Origin of the sequence: Pseudomonas sp. FR229a, from assembly GCF_030209115.1 — a bacterium.
Lineage (GTDB): Bacteria > Pseudomonadota > Gammaproteobacteria > Pseudomonadales > Pseudomonadaceae > Aquipseudomonas > Aquipseudomonas moraviensis_A.
Window position 1 is genome coordinate 19,410 of record NZ_JARVSP010000039.1, and the last position, 17,269, is coordinate 36,678.

The 17,269-nt window shown below is 60.8% G+C and carries 14 protein-coding genes and 1 pseudogene; 11 read left to right on the forward strand and 4 right to left on the reverse strand.

Going from position 1 to position 17,269, the window contains the following annotated elements; translation table 11 throughout:
• Positions 1-28 precede the first annotated feature (28 nt).
• The 4 genes from QRN33_RS25880 (at position 29) to QRN33_RS25895 (ending at position 5,334) form a co-directional block, all read left to right on the forward strand.
• The gene (locus tag QRN33_RS25880; RefSeq protein WP_285410913.1) at positions 29-529 is read left to right on the forward strand and encodes a cupin; all 501 of its coding nucleotides are present in this window, start codon (positions 29-31) and stop codon (positions 527-529) included.
• A gap of 209 nt (positions 530-738) precedes the next feature.
• Entirely contained in the window at positions 739-1,578 is an 840-nt protein-coding gene (gene yghU / locus QRN33_RS25885; protein WP_123418401.1) for a glutathione-dependent disulfide-bond oxidoreductase, read from the forward strand.
• A 266-nt stretch (positions 1,579-1,844) separates the two neighbouring features.
• The gene (locus QRN33_RS25890; protein WP_042610298.1) at positions 1,845-4,013 is read left to right on the forward strand and encodes a TonB-dependent siderophore receptor; all 2,169 of its coding nucleotides are present in this window, start codon (positions 1,845-1,847) and stop codon (positions 4,011-4,013) included.
• Between the two features lie 127 nt (positions 4,014-4,140).
• The gene (locus QRN33_RS25895) at positions 4,141-5,334 is read left to right on the forward strand and encodes a GAF domain-containing sensor histidine kinase (protein ID WP_042610297.1); all 1,194 of its coding nucleotides are present in this window, start codon (positions 4,141-4,143) and stop codon (positions 5,332-5,334) included.
• Positions 5,335-5,341: 7 nt separating this feature from the next.
• Here the strand turns inward: QRN33_RS25895 and QRN33_RS25900 are convergent, their stop codons facing one another.
• Entirely contained in the window at positions 5,342-6,274 is a 933-nt protein-coding gene (locus QRN33_RS25900; protein WP_285410918.1) for a helix-turn-helix transcriptional regulator, read from the reverse strand.
• Positions 6,275-6,814: 540 nt separating this feature from the next.
• On the opposite strand from QRN33_RS25900, the gene QRN33_RS25905 reads away from it, so the two are divergent.
• The 4 genes from QRN33_RS25905 (at position 6,815) to QRN33_RS25920 (ending at position 10,736) form a co-directional block, all read left to right on the forward strand.
• Complete coding sequence (locus tag QRN33_RS25905; RefSeq protein WP_285410920.1) at positions 6,815-8,164, forward strand: MFS transporter; 1,350 nt, start codon at positions 6,815-6,817, stop codon at positions 8,162-8,164.
• 99 nt (positions 8,165-8,263) lie between these two features.
• On the forward strand, positions 8,264-8,956 hold the full coding sequence (locus QRN33_RS25910) for a fumarylacetoacetate hydrolase family protein (protein WP_042610294.1): 693 nt from the start codon (positions 8,264-8,266) through the stop codon (positions 8,954-8,956).
• A 33-nt stretch (positions 8,957-8,989) separates the two neighbouring features.
• Positions 8,990-9,748, forward strand: a complete 759-nt coding sequence (locus tag QRN33_RS25915; protein WP_056785129.1) for an SDR family oxidoreductase — start codon at positions 8,990-8,992, stop codon at positions 9,746-9,748.
• A gap of 31 nt (positions 9,749-9,779) precedes the next feature.
• Positions 9,780-10,736: a 2-hydroxyacid dehydrogenase gene (locus QRN33_RS25920; RefSeq protein WP_285410923.1), complete on the forward strand. Its 957-nt coding sequence runs from the start codon at positions 9,780-9,782 to the stop codon at positions 10,734-10,736.
• A gap of 813 nt (positions 10,737-11,549) precedes the next feature.
• Here the strand turns inward: QRN33_RS25920 and QRN33_RS25925 are convergent.
• Positions 11,550-11,891, reverse strand: a complete 342-nt coding sequence (locus tag QRN33_RS25925) for a hypothetical protein (protein WP_042610291.1) — start codon at positions 11,889-11,891, stop codon at positions 11,550-11,552.
• Positions 11,892-11,980: 89 nt separating this feature from the next.
• The gene (locus QRN33_RS25930; protein ID WP_123418784.1) at positions 11,981-12,622 is read right to left on the reverse strand and encodes a class II glutamine amidotransferase; all 642 of its coding nucleotides are present in this window, start codon (positions 12,620-12,622) and stop codon (positions 11,981-11,983) included.
• Between the two features lie 165 nt (positions 12,623-12,787).
• Here QRN33_RS25930 and QRN33_RS25935 point away from each other — a divergent pair, with 165 nt between their 5' ends.
• The 3 genes and pseudogenes from QRN33_RS25935 to QRN33_RS25945 all read left to right on the forward strand — a co-directional run bounded on the left by QRN33_RS25935 (position 12,788) and on the right by QRN33_RS25945 (position 14,803).
• Positions 12,788-13,036 (forward strand): hypothetical protein, encoded by a 249-nt coding sequence (locus tag QRN33_RS25935; protein ID WP_042610412.1) that lies wholly within the window; start codon positions 12,788-12,790, stop codon positions 13,034-13,036.
• Positions 13,037-13,141: 105 nt separating this feature from the next.
• Positions 13,142-14,299, forward strand: coding sequence for a GGDEF domain-containing protein (locus QRN33_RS25940; protein ID WP_285410927.1), 1,158 nt, complete (start codon positions 13,142-13,144; stop codon positions 14,297-14,299).
• 8 nt (positions 14,300-14,307) lie between these two features.
• Positions 14,308-14,803, forward strand: a pseudogene (locus QRN33_RS25945) (PaaI family thioesterase).
• A 216-nt stretch (positions 14,804-15,019) separates the two neighbouring features.
• Here the strand turns inward: QRN33_RS25945 and QRN33_RS25950 are convergent.
• Complete coding sequence (locus QRN33_RS25950) at positions 15,020-17,224, reverse strand: OsmC domain/YcaO domain-containing protein (protein WP_285410929.1); 2,205 nt, start codon at positions 17,222-17,224, stop codon at positions 15,020-15,022.
• Positions 17,225-17,269: the final 45 nt, after the last annotated feature.

The following is a 17,269-nucleotide window of genomic DNA, read 5'->3' on the forward strand; positions in this document are numbered from 1 at the left end:
TTGAAAAATGATCGAAGGAGGATTCGCCATGACTGAAGTACAAACCCTGCTGCTCGAACGCAATGACTGGGTGCCGAACAATCCGCGTCTGCCGGTGCTGATCTATCGCCACGCGATCGCCATCGAGGGCAACGATCCCGCAGCGCGTTTCGAGCAGACGTTCGGCGCCAACGGCTGGCCAGCGCAGTGGCGCTACGGAATTTATGACTATCACCACTACCACACCGAAGGCCACGAAGTGCTTGGCGTGGCGGCCGGTCAGGCGCGGTTGATGCTGGGCGGGCCGAATGGGCAGGTCGTCGACGTCAGCTCCGGGGATGTGTTGTTGCTGCCGGCCGGGACTGGCCACTGCAATCTGGGTTCGAGTGAGGATTTTCTGGTGGTGGGCGCGTATCCGCCGGGGCAGCAGGCGGATATTTGCCGGGCCGCGCCGAGTGATGCGCAGTTGGCGCGGATCGAGGGGCTTGGGTTTCCTGAGAGTGATCCGGTGCAGGGAACCGGTGGTGCTGTTGGGCGGTATTGGATTTGATGATTCACCACATAACCCTGTAGGAGTGAGCCTGCTCGCGATAGCGGTGTATCAGCTAGAGAAGTAGTGACTGATACACCGCTATCGCGAGCAGGCTCACTCCTACAGGGGATTTGGGTTGGCAGATAAATCTGTGGGGGCTGGCACCCGCCGGAATTTTTCCCTACGGTGTCTACCTGTTCTCTCCCAGCATCGACGAGGTCCGTTTCATGAGCAATGCGTCTTACGTTCCGCCCAAGGTCTGGAAACACGAAGCCCCTTCAGGCGGCCACTTCGCCAGCATCAACCGCCCGATCGCCGGGCCGACTCATGACAAAGAGCTGCCTGTCGGCAAGCATCCGTTGCAGCTGTATTCGCTGGCCACGCCCAACGGCGTCAAAGTCACCATCCTGCTCGAAGAGTTGCTCGCGCTCGGGCACAGCGAGGCCGAGTACGACGCGTGGCTGATCCGCATTGGCGAAGGCGATCAGTTCTCCAGCGGTTTTGTCGAAATCAACCCGAACTCGAAGATTCCGGCGCTGCTGGATCGCAGTGTCGAGCCGCCGATCCGGGTGTTCGAGTCCGGCTCGATCCTGCTGTATCTCGCGGAAAAGTTCGGTGCCTTCCTGCCCAAGGATCCGGCCGGTCGTACCGAAACCCTCAACTGGCTGTTCTGGCAAATGGGCTCGGCGCCGTACCTGGGCGGTGGCTTCGGGCATTTCTACGCGTATGCGCCGGAGAAGCTCGAATACCCGATCAACCGCTTCACCATGGAAGCCAAACGGCAGCTGGATGTGCTCAACCGCCGTCTCGCCGACAACGCCTATCTGGCCGGTGACGACTACACCATCGCCGACATCGCCGTATGGCCCTGGTACGGGCAACTGGTGCGCAACAACGTCTACTCGGCGGCGGAGTTCCTCGCGGCCCATGAGTACACCCATGTGCAGCGCTGGGCGGAAGACATCGCCAAGCGCCCGGCGGTCGTACGTGGACAACGGGTGAACCGCACCTGGGGTGATGAAGACAGTCAGGTGCCGGAGCGGCACGGTGCGCAGGATCTGGACTGATTCCAGACACCGCATAACCCTGTGGGAGCGAGCCTGCTCGCGAAAGCGGAGTGTCAGACAACGCATCTGTTGATTGATACACCGCCTTCGCGAGCAGGCTCGCTCCCACTTTTGTTTGAAAAGCCACCAGATCCAAATGTGAAAAAATCATTAACTAACTGAACCGTACGGGTTTATTCCTCCGGAAACTTCCTACATACTAATGCGAATAATTCTTACATGCACTCGCATCAGTTTCGTTTGGGTCATCTTGGGGAAGCAGATAGATGTCGTTTCACACCATCCACCGCCGTTCGAACCTTTCACCTAACCTCCTCGCAATCGCCATCGGCATGGTCAGCATCGCACCTGCCCTCGCCGAAGAAACCGCCCCCACCGCGCCAGCCAATGGCCCACTGGAACTGCAAGCGACCGAAATCGGCGCTACGCAGATGAGCAGCACCACCGAAGACACGCAGTCCTACACCACCGGCCCGATGCAGACCGCGACCAAGCTGTCGCTGACCATGCGCGAAACGCCGCAGGCGGTGACGGTGATCACGCGGCAGCGCATGGACGACCAGAACATGACCAGCGTCAACGACGTGGTGCGGGGCACGCCGGGGCTGTTCCTCAGCGAGGCCAGCGGTCCGGGTCGGCAGACTTACAAGGCGCGCGGTTTCGACATCGACAACATCATGTACGACGGCCTGCCCAGCTCGTATTCGCCGTTCACCCTGGCGGTGCAGCCGAACCTGGCGATGTTCGACCGGGTGGAAATCGTCCGTGGCGCAACCGGTCTGGTCACCGGTGCCGGCAACCCGTCGGCAGCGATCAACATGGTGCGCAAGCGTCCTACCGCCGATCAGCGCGTGACCCTCACTGGCGCCGCAGGCAGCTGGGATGACTACCGTGGCGAAGTCGATGCCTCCAGCCCGCTGAACGAAAGCGGCACGCTGCGTGGCCGTGTGGTGACGTCGTATCAGGGCGCCGACAGTTTCCGCGACAAGGAAGAAAACGATCACGGCCTGTTCTATGCCATCGGTGAAGCGGACCTGAGCGACAGCACCACCGCGACCCTCGGGTTCTCGCGGCAGAACGACCAGACCAACTATTTCTGGGGTGGCCTGCCGATCGGTGAAAACGGTCATCACCTCGACTTGCCCCGCTCCACTTACCCGGGCACCGATTGGGAAAACCGCAAGCTGCAGGTCGACACCGTGTTCGGTGAAGTCGAACACCGGTTCGACAACGACTGGAAACTGCACCTCGGCGGTTCGACTTCAACGCTCGAGGGAGAATTCTCCGGCACATACCTGTCGCGCTACGACGGCCCGCTGGAAACCACCGCCTACCAATCGCACCACACCGACAAGCAACGCGCGTTCGACGGTTTTGCCAGCGGCCCGTTCGAAGCGTTCGGCCGTACCCACGAATTGGTGGTCGGCGCGAGCAATCGCGTATACGACGCGACCACCAAGGAATACTCGCCCTACGACACAGGCCTGCCGATCGGCGCGCCCAAGCCTGACTTCGTGCGCAGCGGCAAGTCGCGCAACGTCACCACCCAGGACGCGGTTTACCTGACCACACGCTTGAGCCTGGCCGATCCGCTGACGCTGATCCTCGGCAGTCGTCTGGACTGGTATGACTACGACGATCGCACTGCCGATGGCGACTTCAAGGTCACCCGCAACCTGACCCGTTATGCGGGCCTGATCTACAAGCTCGACGACCATCACTCCGTCTACGCCAGCTACACCGACATCTTCACCCCGCAAACCCAGAAAGACCTCGGCGGCAAAGTGCTTGAACCGATCGTCGGTGAAAACTACGAAGTCGGCATCAAGGGCGAATATTTCGACGGTGCCCTGAACGGCAGCGTGGCGGTGTTCCAGATGGACCAGACCAACCGCGCCACCCAGGCGGCGACCCAGCTCGGCTGCCCGGAACTGACCTGCTACGAAACCTCCGGCAAGGTTCGCGCCCAGGGCGTGGACATGGAACTGCAAGGTGCGCTGACCGAGCAATGGCAAGTCGGCGCCGGCTACACCTATACCCGCGCCCACTACATCAAGGACGAAAACCCGGCGAACAACAACCAGAAGTTCGACACCGACATGCCCGAGCACCTGTTCAAGGTCTCCACCGTGTACCGCTTCAAAGGCCCGCTGGAAAAACTGCGGGTGGGCGGCAACGTCTACTGGCAGAGCCGCATGTACAACGACATCGCCCTGGCCAACGGCAGCAGCTATCGCCTGGAACAGGGTGGCTACGCGGTCACCGATCTGATGGCCGGCTACGAGGTCAACAAACACCTCGACCTGCAGGTCAACGCCAACAACATCTTCGATCGCAAGTACTACTCGTCCATCGGTACTGACGTGACGTGGGGCTCGACAGACAACTACGGCACGCCGCGCAGCTACATGATGACGGCCAAGTACAAGTTCTGAGTCGACAGGCTCAGCACGCAGCACGACAGGCGCCGGGAGTTTTCCCGGCGCCCTTTTTTTGCACGTTCATTAGGCATGGCCGGCAATAACCGATAGTCTCTGGCGACACTTTCGCGAAGCGCCGGCCATGCCCCAGACAGATTTCTCTTCCGACCTCCAAGCCATCGGCAGCATTGACGCGGTGCCGGTGATCCTGAGCATGGTCAAGCATACGACCGGCATGCGATTCGCCGCTGTAGCGCGGGTCACCGAGAGCAAGTGGATCGCTTGCGCCGTGGATGACTCGATAGACTTCGGCCTGTTGCCCGGCGGCGAACTGGTACTGGAATCGACGATTTGTCATGAGATCCGTCAGCACCATCAGCCGGTGATCTTCGGCCATGCCAGCCAGCACCCGGTTTTCTCCACGCACCACACGCCGAAAACCTATGGTCTGGAAAGCTACATTTCGATTCCGATCATCAAGGCCAATGGCGAGTTTTTTGGCACACTCTGCGCCATTGATTCGGTTCCGGCGAACCTCGACGACCCGGCCATCGAAAAGACCCTTACCCTCTTCGCCCAACTGATCGCCATGAGCCTGGATACCCAAGGTCATCTGCACGCAACCAGAACCGCCCTGGCCGATGCCAACGAAATGGGCCGTCTGCGCGAGCAATTCATTGCGGTGCTGGGCCACGATTTGCGCACGCCACTGAGCGCCATTCGCATGAGTGCCGACCTGCTCGAAAGCAAGGCCGAGGACAAGCGCTCGCGCACGCTGCTGTCGGCGATCCGCACCAGCTCGGTACGCATGGGCGTGTTGATCGAAAACATCCTCGACTTCGCCCGCGGCCGGCTCGGCAGCGGAATTCCGGTGCAGCGCAAACTGGTCGATGACTTGCAGCAAACGCTGCGCCAGACCCTGGACGAGATCCAGGTGGCGTACCCGCAGGCGCAGTTCATTGATTCGCTTGAAGTGCCGACCGGGGTCTATTGCGACCCGCTGCGCATCAGCCAGCTGTTGTCGAACCTGCTGGGCAATGCCGTGACCCATGGCTCGACGGCCGAGCCGATTGTGCTCAAGGCGTATGCCGAGGGCGACGAGATGGTCATTTCCCTGACCAACCAGGGCGCGCCGATTCCGCCGGCGTTGATGCCGCTGCTGTTCGAACCGTTCTCGCGTTCCGAAGCGGGTCAGCGCAATGAAGGGCTGGGGCTGGGCTTGTACATTGCCGGGCAAATTGCCAATGCGCACAACGGCACTTTGAGCGTCACCTCCGACAGCAAAGCAGGCACCTGTTTCGTCGCGCGCTTCCCTGCGCGCTTCAAGTGGGTCTGAGCGCCGCTCAGGTGTTCAACGGCGTCTGCGGCGTGTCCGGGTTGAGTTGGCGCCGACGGAACTGCCCCGGCGGCTGGCCATGAATCTGGCGAAAGCGTCGGGAGAAATAGGCCTCGTCGGCGAACCCGCACAAGCGCGCCACCTCGCCCACCGAGCGCGTGCTGTTGAGCAAAAAATTGCGCGCTGCGTGCATGCGCCGCTCCAGCACCAGCTCGGTGAACGTCTTGCCGATCTCCTTGCGCAGCCAGTGCGTCAGGTAGGTCGGTGACAGATAGGTCGCAGCGGCGACTTTAATCAGGTTGAGATCAGGATCGGCGATGTTCTTCCGCAAGTATTCGAACATCCGGCTCAGGGCGTCGCGACGGCTGTTCTCGGCGGCATTCTCTTCCGCCAGACCCTTGAGCGGTTCGGCATAGAGAAAACACACGCTGCCAATCATCTGCAGCAACAGCCCCTTGAGCATTTCCCGCGTGCCGAACTGACGGTTCTCATCCAGTGCACGCATCTGCTCGATCAAGCCGCAGACCTGAGCGAAATCTTCATCGCCCAGAATGAAATCCAGATGCTCCTGAAAGCGGAACGGCGACAGCTCCGGCGCCAGCAGGATCGACACTTCTTCCAGATCCATCGGGTCGCATTGCAAATGCGGCAAGAGGAACGTCTGGGAAAAGTTGATGACGATGAAATTGCTGTCCTCGGGATGCGGAATCACATGCACGCGATGGGGCAGGATGAACGCCAGGGTGTTGCGCGGGAACGGCCGCTGCACGCTGCCGATGTGCTGCACGGTGTCGCCACCGAGGTTGATCTGGATCTGAAAATACTCATGCCGGTGAGGCGCGGTTTCAGCGCGCCGACCCTTTTTGTCGCGAATGTAGAAATCGATCAATTCGCTGCGCTGCTGCATGACGTAGGTCGGAATACGGCTGGGTGAAGACATGGGCGGGAGGTCCTCCGGGCAGTGAGGTGGCGCCTGTCATCTTGCAGGGTTGAGCGGGATGCGGCAATGAGTCATACGATGACAATGGCTTTTATGAGACAAGCCTCGCCACGCGCCTGTCCAAAAACTGAATTGCTATCGAAATTCGCATAACCGTTATTAATCAGGCGATTAAGATGCCTATGTGATCCTTTTTATCAAGACAAATCGTATTTATCTTTTTGGACAGGTTCGCCCAATCCCCATTTTTGAAGAAAAAACGTTCTAACCCGCCGGTTGATTTAGAACCGTTGTACGACCACTGTAATGACAACGCAGCCCAACCTCTTTCAAAAACAATCAAAGGTGCGCACGTCATGATCCTGCTATTCCCCCTCGCCGCCCCGCCCGACCTCCCCTTCAAGTCAATCGCAGAAAGACGTTCCTGAACGTCTGAAACCCGCGCTGCAAGCCGTTCGATCGCCTTGCCCCACACGTTGCGGGCAACGGCGTCGGCTGCTCGAAAAATCTCGACTCTTCTAACAATAACGAGGTCTCCGCATGTCCAACTCCCACTCTTCCAGTGCCACGGTGCCGCCGGTGATTGCCGGCGCACGCGATGCCGTCTCGTCGCAGCGCCTGCCCACCCGGCGGCGCTGGTTCATGCTGTCGCTGCTGCTGATTGCGACGATCATCAATTACATCGACCGGGTGAACATCTCGATTGCCGCGCCGTTCATGGCCAAGGATCTGGGCCTGGACAAGATCGAAATGGGCCTGATCTTTTCTGCCTTCGCCTGGACCTATGCCTTGGCACTGGTGCCAGCGGGATTTATCGCCGACCGGTTTGGCTCGCGCTTCACCTACGGCGTATCGCTGATCAGTTGGTCGACCGTCACCGTTTGCCAAGGCTTCGCCACCGGATTCGCCTCGCTGTTCGGCCTGCGTCTGGCGGTCGGCGCCATGGAAGCCCCGGCCTTCCCGGCCAACAGCCGGGCCGTAACGGTGTGGTTCCCGGCGCGGGAACGCGGCTTGGCCAGCAGCATTTACGTGTGCGGCCAGTACCTCGGCACGGCGCTGTTCACCGGCGCGCTGCTGTGGCTGGCGACCACCTTCGACTGGCGCCACGTGTTCTACAGCACCGGCGCACTGGGCATTGTCTTCGGTGTGCTGTGGCTGTACCTGTATCGCGATCCGCTGAACTGCAAGAAAGTCAGCCAGGAAGAATTGAAGTACATCGAAACCGGCGGCGGTCTGGTCAAGAGCAGTCAGGAACGCACCCGTTTCAACTGGCGGCAGATTGCCGAGCTGTTCAGTTATCGGCAGATCTGGGCGATCTGCATCGGCAAATTCGCCAGCACCTCGGCGCTGTATTTCTTCCTCACCTGGTTCCCGACCTACCTGATCGAAGAACGCAAATTGACCATGATCAAGGCCGGGATCTTCGCCGTACTGCCCTTCGTCGGTGCGACGGTGGGAATTCTGCTGGCTGGCATCGTTTCCGACCTGTTGATCCGTCGCGGCTACTCGATGTCGTTTGCGCGCAAGCTGCCGCTGGTGGTCGGCTCGATGCTGGGCATGTCGATCGTGCTGGTGAATTTCACCGACTCCAACCTGATCTGCATCGCCGTGCTGACCATCGCCTTCTTCGCCCAAGGTATCGCGTCTTCGTCGTGGGCGGCGGTCTCGGAAGTAGCGCCGAAAGAGCTGATCGGCCTCACCGGCGGCATCACCAGCCTGGCGGCGAACATCGGCGGCATCGTCACGCCGATCGTGATCGGCGCCATCGTCCACGCCACCGGCACCTTCGCCTATGCCTTCTGGTTCATCGGCGGCGTGGCGCTGATCGGCACGCTCTCCTACTCGTTGTTGCTCGGACGCCTGTATCGCATCGAACTGAAGGTGCGTTGAGCGGAAAAACCCGGATTTGTCCAAACGCAGGCGGCTTTCGTCCAACTTCGCCGACGCCAGCCGCCGTACGCTGCCCTTTCAAACAGGATGACCCGCAGGATGAACATGACCGAATACGTCTTTACCCCGGATCTGCCCGTAACCCTGCCGGTACTCGGCAGCGAACAACGCTTCCCCGTTGGCCGGGTGTTCTGTGTCGGGCGCAACTACCCATGGCCGGACACTCAAGGCCAGTCGCGCCAGCCACCGGTGTTCTTCATGAAACCGGCAAGTTGCGTGGTTGATGCCGTCGGCGACGTGGCCTTCCCCTCAGTGTGTGAGGATTTCGTCCACGAAATCGAACTGGTCGTCGCTATCGGCGAAGGCGGCGCCAACATTCCTGAAGATCAGGCTCTGGCCTACGTCTGGGGCTACGCCGCCGGCCTCGACCTGACCCGCCGCGATGTGCAGCGCGCGGCCAAGAGCAACGGCTTGCCGTGGGAAGGCGCCAAGGTGTTCGACGGCGCCGCGCCGATGACCGCCGTCGTCCCGGTGAGCCGCTCCGGCCATCCCGAGGGCGAGTTGTGGCTGAACGTCAACGGCGAAGAACGCCAGCGCGACAACCTCGACAGCCAGATCTGGTCGGTCAGCGAAGTGATCGCCCGCATCTCGCAATCCGTGGCCCTGCGCGCTGGCGACCTGATCATGACCGGCAGCCCCGCCGGCGTCGACAGCCTGCAACCGGGCGACGTGATCAGCGCTGGCATCGACGGCATCGGTCAATTGCAAATGCGCGTCGGCCCACGGCCCTGATCCGGCGAATTCTGAGACAAGGAGAACAACAATATGACCACCCCTTTGAAAGTCGCACTGGTCACCGGCGCCGGCAGTGGCATCGGCCGCGCAGTGGCGCTGGGCCTGATGGCCGATGGATTCACTCTCGTGCTCGCCGGTCGCCGACCCGAGCCGTTGCAAGCACTGGTCGAACTGGCGCAGAGCCAAGGTCATCAAGCACTCGCGGTACCCACTGACGTGCGTGATCCGGCCAGTGTCGACGTGCTGTTTGCGACGATTGCCGAGGTCTACGGCCGCCTCGATGTGGTCTTCAACAACGCCGGGGTCAATGCCCCCGCCGTGCCGCTGGATGAACTGACGTTCGAGCAATGGCGCAACGTGATCGACACCAACCTCAACGGCGTCTTCCTCTGCGCCCGCGGCGCGTTCGGGCTGATGCGCAAGCAACAGCCACAGGGCGGACGGATCATCAACAACGGTTCGATTTCCGCGCACACACCGCGCCCGTTCAGCAGCGCCTACACCGCGAGCAAACACGCCGTGCTCGGCCTGACCAAATCCCTGGCACTGGACGGCCGCGAATTCAACATCGCCTGCAGCCAGATCGACATCGGCAATGCCCTGACGGAAATGTCGGTGCGCATGACCAAAGGCGTGCGCCAGGCCAACGGCAGCATCGCCGTCGAGCCGATGGTCGACGTCAAACACGTCGCCGACGCGGTGCGCTACATCGCCGGCCTGCCGCTGTCGGCCAACGTCCTGAACATGACCGTCATGGCCAGCGCCATGCCGTTTGCCGGCCGCGGTTGAGCCGGCCTTTTTATTGCGTAACGAGGTAGCCATGAAGCCAGAAATCCTGCAACTGAGCCCGATCCTGATCCCGCAAATCAACGCGCGCCTGGAAGAACTGTTCACCGTACGCCGCTACTTCCAGCAGACGGACAAGCCCGCTTATATAGAGGAACACGGCGCCAACATCCGCGGCGTCATCACCGGCGGCCACACCGGCATCAGCCAGGCGCTGATGGCGCAACTGCCAAACCTGGAAGTGGTCGCGGTCAACGGCGTTGGCACCGACGCCGTCGACCTCGCCTACGCCCGCGACCGCGGCATCCGCGTCACCGCCACCATCGGCGCCCTCACCGAAGACGTCGCCGACCTCGCCATCGGCCTGCTCATCTCGGTCTGCCGCGGCCTGTGCACCAGCGACCGCTACGTACGCTCCGACCAATGGCCGCAAAGCCCAACCCCTCTCGCGCCCTTGCCACTGGCCCGACAAGTCTCCGGTATGCGCATCGGCATCGTCGGCATGGGCCGCGTCGGCCGCGCCATCGCCACCCGCGCCGCCGCCTTCGGCTGCCCGATCAGCTACACCGATCTGCACCCCATGAGCGACGTCCCCCACACCTTCGTCGCCGACCTCAAACAACTGGCCCGCGACAGCGACGCCCTGATCCTCGCCGCCGCGGCGGACAAGGGCGAAGCGATTATCGACGCGAAAGTGCTGCAAGCGCTGGGCAAGGACGGTTACCTGGTCAACGTCGCCCGGGGCAAACTGGTGAACGAAACGGATCTGATCGCCGCCCTTGCGGCTGGCGAGATTGCCGGGGCTGGGCTGGATGTGTTCGTCGATGAGCCGAATGTGCCAGAAGTTTTGTTTGGCAACGAACAGGTGGTGCTGCAACCGCATAGGGCGAGTGCAACATTGCAGACGCGTACGCGGATGGGGGAAATGGTGGTGGCGAGTCTGGTAGATACGTTTGCGGGAAAAGTGCCGGCTGGGTGTGTGACTGGGTGAACGGGTTCCGGAGCGCTGTTCGTGATCGCGGCACACACCGCCTTCGCGAGCAGGCTCGCTCCCACAGGTTTGATTGCGTACATTCAGTGAGAAATGGGGCGTCTGTCAGGCCGCCTTCGCTGGAAAGCCAGCTCCCACAGGTTTTTGTGGCGTGGACAGGAATTGGCCAACACCCAACGTCCAATGCAGGCTTGCTCTCCACAAAAGCAAAAGCAAAGGCCAGATCAAAAGATCGCAGCCTTCGGCAGCTCCTACAGTTGGATCGCGCTCCACTCAAAAACAGGTCGGCTACCAGGCCGCCTTCGCGAGCAGGCTCACTCCTACAGAAAATCAAAAGATCGCAGCCTTCGGCAGCTCCTACAAACAATGAGCGCAAGCTCGAGTTCCGCTTTTGATCCTGGAGCCCGTCGGCAGGCTGAGCGGAGGGATTGATCCGGGCGTGGGAGCGCAGCGACCGTACGACGCAGTCGGACACAGCGAGTGTAGGTGCAGCGAAGCAAACCGGAGCCGCTGCGCCAGGATCGATCCCGCAGCGAAGGAACCCCGAGCCTAAGCGAGCGGGCCGAACGTCAGGGCACAGACCTTTGGTTACTTTGGGGCGTTTGCCAAAGTGACCCGCTGTAAGAGCGGAACCATAAGAAGCCGTTACCGCAGAAACGGATATACACCCAAACCCAAAAGGAGCATGGTCGGCCCAAAGGCCGCCAAGCCCCCAAAAAAAACCCCACAACCGGAAAACCAGTGTGGGGCCAAAAAATTGGTTGGTTGCGGCCAACCAAAGGAGCTCTGTAAAAAACCACCCAAGCGCTCAGATCAAATGCAATCCTGAGCCGCCCGCTCAAAACTCGACGGCAACAAATTCGACGCCAGCAAATGCCGCTCATAAATGAACACCTTGCCACCCTTCCCGGCCTTGTAGGCCTCCAGCACGTTATCCGCCGACACCTTGCTCGGCACCACAATCCGATAACTGCGCTGACTCTGCGAAACCGTCGGATTCAACGCACTGCCCTGCAACTTCGGCACCACACACTCAGCGTATTGCGCAGGCGTCTTGCTGGTCTGCAACGTCAGGGTCGGATCGTTCGGTGCCGAAGCACAACCAGCGAGCAACAGGGAAGCCAAAGCCATGGCAGGCACGAATAAAGCACGCATCGGGGGTAATCCTGAAAATAAAGGTTCGGTTCAACCGGCAACGGTTCGACTTCACGGCATCGCCGCTGCCATTCAATTTTTTTTGAGAATCAGCTCGACGCCACCAAGGCCTTGAGCGATACATCGAATTGCTTCAGCGCGTCGAGTTGCAGGTCACGCTGCTGATTGATCTGTGCAGCGACTTGCGGCGCCGCCTGGTTGTGCACCCAGACCGAAGGCAGCTCTCGCTCGATCGCTCCTTCGGCCTTGCCGATGTATTGCAGATCGGCGTCGTAGAACCGCGCGGAAAAGCGCGCCTCGACCAGACTGTTGCGCTGGGTCAGCAAGCGATTGAAGGTGTCGAGCTTGACCACCACATCCGGATGGGCCTGCACCAGCGCATCGAGATTGTCGTAAACAGTCACCGAGACGAACTGCTGCTGCAGCGAACTCACCAGCCAGTCGAGCGCCAGTTCCGGATCGGAGCTGCCGACAAAGGCGTCGCGGATTCGCGAGTCCAGCGCGTCTTTCGCGCCGTTCAGCGCCATGTCGTGGTAGCGCTCCAGGTATTGCAGGTTCTGCAGCGTGTTCTCGCTGAGCAATACACCCACGGTCTGCGTGTGCTGCAACGCCGAGGTGCTGGCGGCGATGGGTTGCAGGTGACACGACCGGGCGTCGTCTGCGTAAGCCGGTGCGGTCACCAACCCGCCCATCAGCAGGGCGATCATTGCCAGTCGAGTCAGAACGTTCATCGCGCAATTTCCTTGAGCTGCGTCTTCGATGGAGGCGATTTTCCGCCGATCGCCGGCAAAGCAGAACTTGCGTTTCTTGATGGTCACTATTACTTCCAGCAATAGTTGCGTGCCACGCAGACTGATGCACACTGGACCTACCAAAAAAATGATGAGGGTCTCGCCTTGAGAACGTTTGATCTGATCCGTGACGCCGTGCTGCCCGAATATCGCGAGCGGGTGGCGGAATACCTGGTCCAGTACGAAACCGTGCTGCTGGACAAAAACACCGACGATGCGCAATTGATCCGCGACACCGCTCACCAACTGCGCGGTTACCTGCGCGGGCTCAATACCACGCGGGTGCTGGGCATGGCCTACTGGGAAGAGCTCGATCGCCGTGTTGTCGACACCTGGCTACGCCCGCAAGAGTGAATGCTGGAGCGCCAGTGGTCTGCCCGGCAAAGCTTCCCCTGCGAAAAACCTGACCAAACGCTTACAATCGCAGGCCTATTGCCATACAGACAGGCCTGCCCGGAAATGCCGCTCGACCCGCCAACGATGCTGACCATCACGATCGCCCTCGCAGCCGCTGCCGCGCTGTACCTGGCGGTCGAGTGGCGCAGTATCCGTGAGCCTTCGCTACTGTTCTGGAGCGCCGGTTTCGCCACCATCACTATCGGCTCAACCCTCGCCCTGCTGCGCAGCAGTGGTTTTCTGCTGCTGGGCATCTGGTTCGCCAATGGCCTGCTGGTGACCGCACACTTCTTTTTCCTGCTCGGCGTGGCACGCTTCACCCAGGCCCGACTGTCGCCGGCGTGGTACCTGATTTTCGCGACGTGGCTGATCATGCTGTTATTGCCGGACGGACCGCTGTGGTCCAAAGCCATGCTGGTGGCCAACTCGCTGCTGGTGGCGATTCCCACACTCAAGGCCAGTTCGCTGCTGCGTCCGCACGGCAAATCATTGAGCGTCGGCGCGGTGCAATTGCGTTATGTGCTGCTCGGCCACGGCATCTTTTATGTCGCCAAGGCCCTGACCGTAGTGATCCCCGGCACGCTGATCGATCTGGCGGCGTTTCGCGGCGAGATCATTCAGATCTCGCTGGTCGAAGGCGCCATGGCGATCATGCTGATCGCCCTGTCGATGACCGGCACCGAACGTTATCGCCGGGAAAAGCAGATCGCCCGCCTCGCCGAGCGCGATCCGCTCACCGCCCTCTACAACCGCCGCGCCCTGGAAAAACGCACGCCACGCCTGCTGGCCGGGGTTTGCGCGCAACGCCCGGGTGCGCTGTTGTTGATCGATATCGACAACTTCAAACTGGTCAACGATCAGTACGGGCACATCGCCGGCGACCGCTTGCTGATCGCCTTGAGCGAAATGATCCGCGCCCGGCTGCCGGCCCATGCGCTGACCGCGCGCCTGGGCGGCGATGAATTCCTGATGCTGCTCAACGACGCTTCAGCCGAAGCTATTCTTGAACTGGGCAATGCCTTGCGCGAACAGTTTCTGGCCTTGGCGTCGCACACCTATCCCACGTCTGCTGCGGTGACCCTGAGCATCGGCGCTACCCTGTTCGACAGACCACCGGCCAGTCTGGATGCGCTGATCGAACTGGGCGACGCCGCGCTCTACGAGTCCAAACGCGGCGGCCGCAATCGCTTGCGCCTGTCCGGCCTTGCCACCCCAGGATGATCCCCGCCATGTCCAGCCACGACACCCCACTGCAAGACCTCGCCGCCCCCGAAGGCGTTTTGCTACGGCTGCGGCGGCCGCAACCCGCACGGCCTGCACGTCAAAAGCCGCTGGGACGACGACGGCCGCCATGTGATCGCCGAACACCTGCCTGAAGCCCAATACTGCGGCTGGCCGGATCTGGTTTACGGCGGACTGATCGCGATGCTGGTCGACTGTCACTCGAACTGGACCGCGATGGCCTGGCACTACCGCGCGGAAAACCGCGAAGCCGGCAGCCTGCCGCGCATCGACTGCGTCACGGGCAACCTCGGGATCAAGTTCATCAAGCCCACACCGATGGGCGTACCGCTGCTCTTGCGCGCGCGGGTCGAAGGTGAGGTCGGGCGCAAGACCCGGGTGATTTGCGAGGTGTATGCCGGGGAAGTGCTGACGGCGGTGGGCGATTCAGTGTTTGTGCGGGTGGATACGGGGCAGTTGGCAGATGCAGCGCATGGCCGCTAAAGCCAAAGCCCCTCACCCTAGCCCTCTCCCAAAGGGAGAGGGCTAGGGTGAGGTGTCTTGTGGAAATACGCCGACCTGGGAAACCGAGTCGAACTCAAATTCTGAAAAGCTTGAAAATCGGCTCCCTCTCCCTCGGGAGAGGGCTGGGGTGAGGGGCTGCGGTTCAAGCCACGCAGCCATACTCAAGCCGAAAGCGAAACGTTCTGAGCCAGCTCTTCAACGCGACAAAGCCGCCACACCCGCCCGCGCCGCATGCAGCTTTTTATAGCTCTCGATCAAGCGCAAATGCCGATCCAGCCCTTCCAGCTTCATGCTCGTCCGCGTCAAACCGTAAAAGCGCACGCTGCCATTCACCGATCCAATCGCCGCATCCATGCGCTCGTCACCGAACATCCGGCGGAAATTGGCCTCGTAATCCTCCAGCTCAAGGTCTTCATCCAGCTCCATCTCCAGCACCACGTTGACTGCCTGATAGAACAAGCCGCGTTCAACGGTGTTGTCGTTGTACTGCAGGAACGCCTCCACCAGATCCTTGGCCTCGTCAAATTTTTGCAACGCGAGGTAGATCAGCAAGCGCAGTTCCAGGATCGTCAGCTTGCCCCACGGCGTGTTGTCGTCGAACTCGATGCCGATCAGCGTAGTGATATCGGTGTAGTCGTCCTGCTCGCTGCGTTCCAGGCCCTGGACCAGATTGCGCAGGCCAACCTTGCTGAGGTTGTGCAAATTGAGGATGTCGGCGCGGAATTGCAGGGCTTTGTTGGTGTTGTCCCAGATCAGGTCTTCGATCGGGTAGATCTCCGAATAATCCGGCACGAGGATGCGGCAGGCCTTGGCGCCGATGTGCTCGTAGACCGCCATGTAGGCTTCCTTGCCCATGTCTTCGAGGATGCCGAACAGGGTCGCGGCTTCTTCGGCGTTGGAATTTTCGCCCTGGCCGGAGAAGTCCCACTCGACGAATTCGAAGTCTGGTTTGGCACTGAAGAAGCGCCACGACACCACACCGCTGGAGTCGATGAAGTGCTCGACGAAGTTGTTCGGCTCGGTGACCGCCTGCCCGGAGAATGTCGGCTGCGGCAAGTCGTTGAGGCCTTCGAAACTGCGGCCCTGCAACAGTTCGGTCAGGCTGCGTTCCAGCGCGACTTCCAGGCTCGGGTGCGCGCCGAATGAGGCGAAAACACCGCCGGTGCGCGGGTTCATCAGGGTCACGCACATGACCGGGAATTCACCGCCCAGCGAGGCGTCCTTGACCAGCACCGGGAAGCCCTGCTCTTCCAGGCCTTTGATGCCGGCGAGGATGCTCGGGTATTTCTCCAGCACCTCCTGCGGGACATCCGGCAGGGCCATTTCGCCTTCGAGGATTTCGCGTTTTACTGCACGCTCGAAAATCTCCGACAGGCATTGCACCTGCGCTTCGGCCAAGGTGTTGCCGGCGCTCATGCCGTTGCTCAGGTAGAGGTTTTCGATCAGGTTGGACGGGAAGTACACCACTTCACCGTCCGACTGGCGCACGAACGGCAGCGAGCAGATGCCACGCTGGGTGTTGCCGGAGTTGGTGTCGTACAGGTGCGAGCCACGCAGTTCGCCGTCACGGTTGTAAATGCCGAGGGTGTAGTCGTCGAGAATCTCGCTCGGCAGCTCGTCCTTCGGTCCGGGCTTGAACCATTTCTCGTCCGGGTAATGCACAAACTCGGCATTGGCGATGTCTTCGCCCCAGAACTGGTCGTTGTAGAAGAAGTTGCAGTTCAGGCGCTCGATGAACTCGCCCAGCGCCGAAGCCAGTGCGCCTTCCTTGGTCGCGCCCTTGCCGTTGGTGAAGCACATCGGCGAATGTGCGTCGCGAATATGCAGCGACCAGACGTTCGGCACGATGTTGCGCCAGGAGGCAATTTCGATCTTCATGCCGAGGTCAGCAAGGATCTTCGACATGTTGGCGATGGTCTGTTCCAGCGGCAGGTCCTTGCCGGCAATGTAGGTGCCCGCCTGGGAATCGGACTGCGGCATCAACAAGGCCTGGGCATCGGCGTCGAGGTTGTCGACTTCTTCGATGATGAACTCGGGGCCGGTCTGCACCACTTTCTTTACGGTGCAGCGGTCGATGGAACGAAGGATGCCCTGGCGATCCTTGTCGGAGATGTCTGCGGGCAATTCCACCTGAATCTTGAAGATCTGGTTGTAGCGGTTTTCCGGGTCGACGATGTTGTTCTGCGACAGGCGAATGTTCTCTGTCGGGATGTTGCGCGTGTCGCAGTACAGCTTGACGAAGTAAGCCGCGCACAAGGCCGACGACGCCAGGAAGTAGTCGAACGGCCCCGGTGCCGAGCCATCGCCCTTGTAGCGGATGGGCTGATCGGCGATCACCGTGAAGTCGTCGAACTTGGCTTCAAGTCGAAGGTTGTCGAGAAAGTTGACCTTGATTTCCATGCGGGATTACCAGAATACGGCTAAACGAATGGCGGCCATTATCCG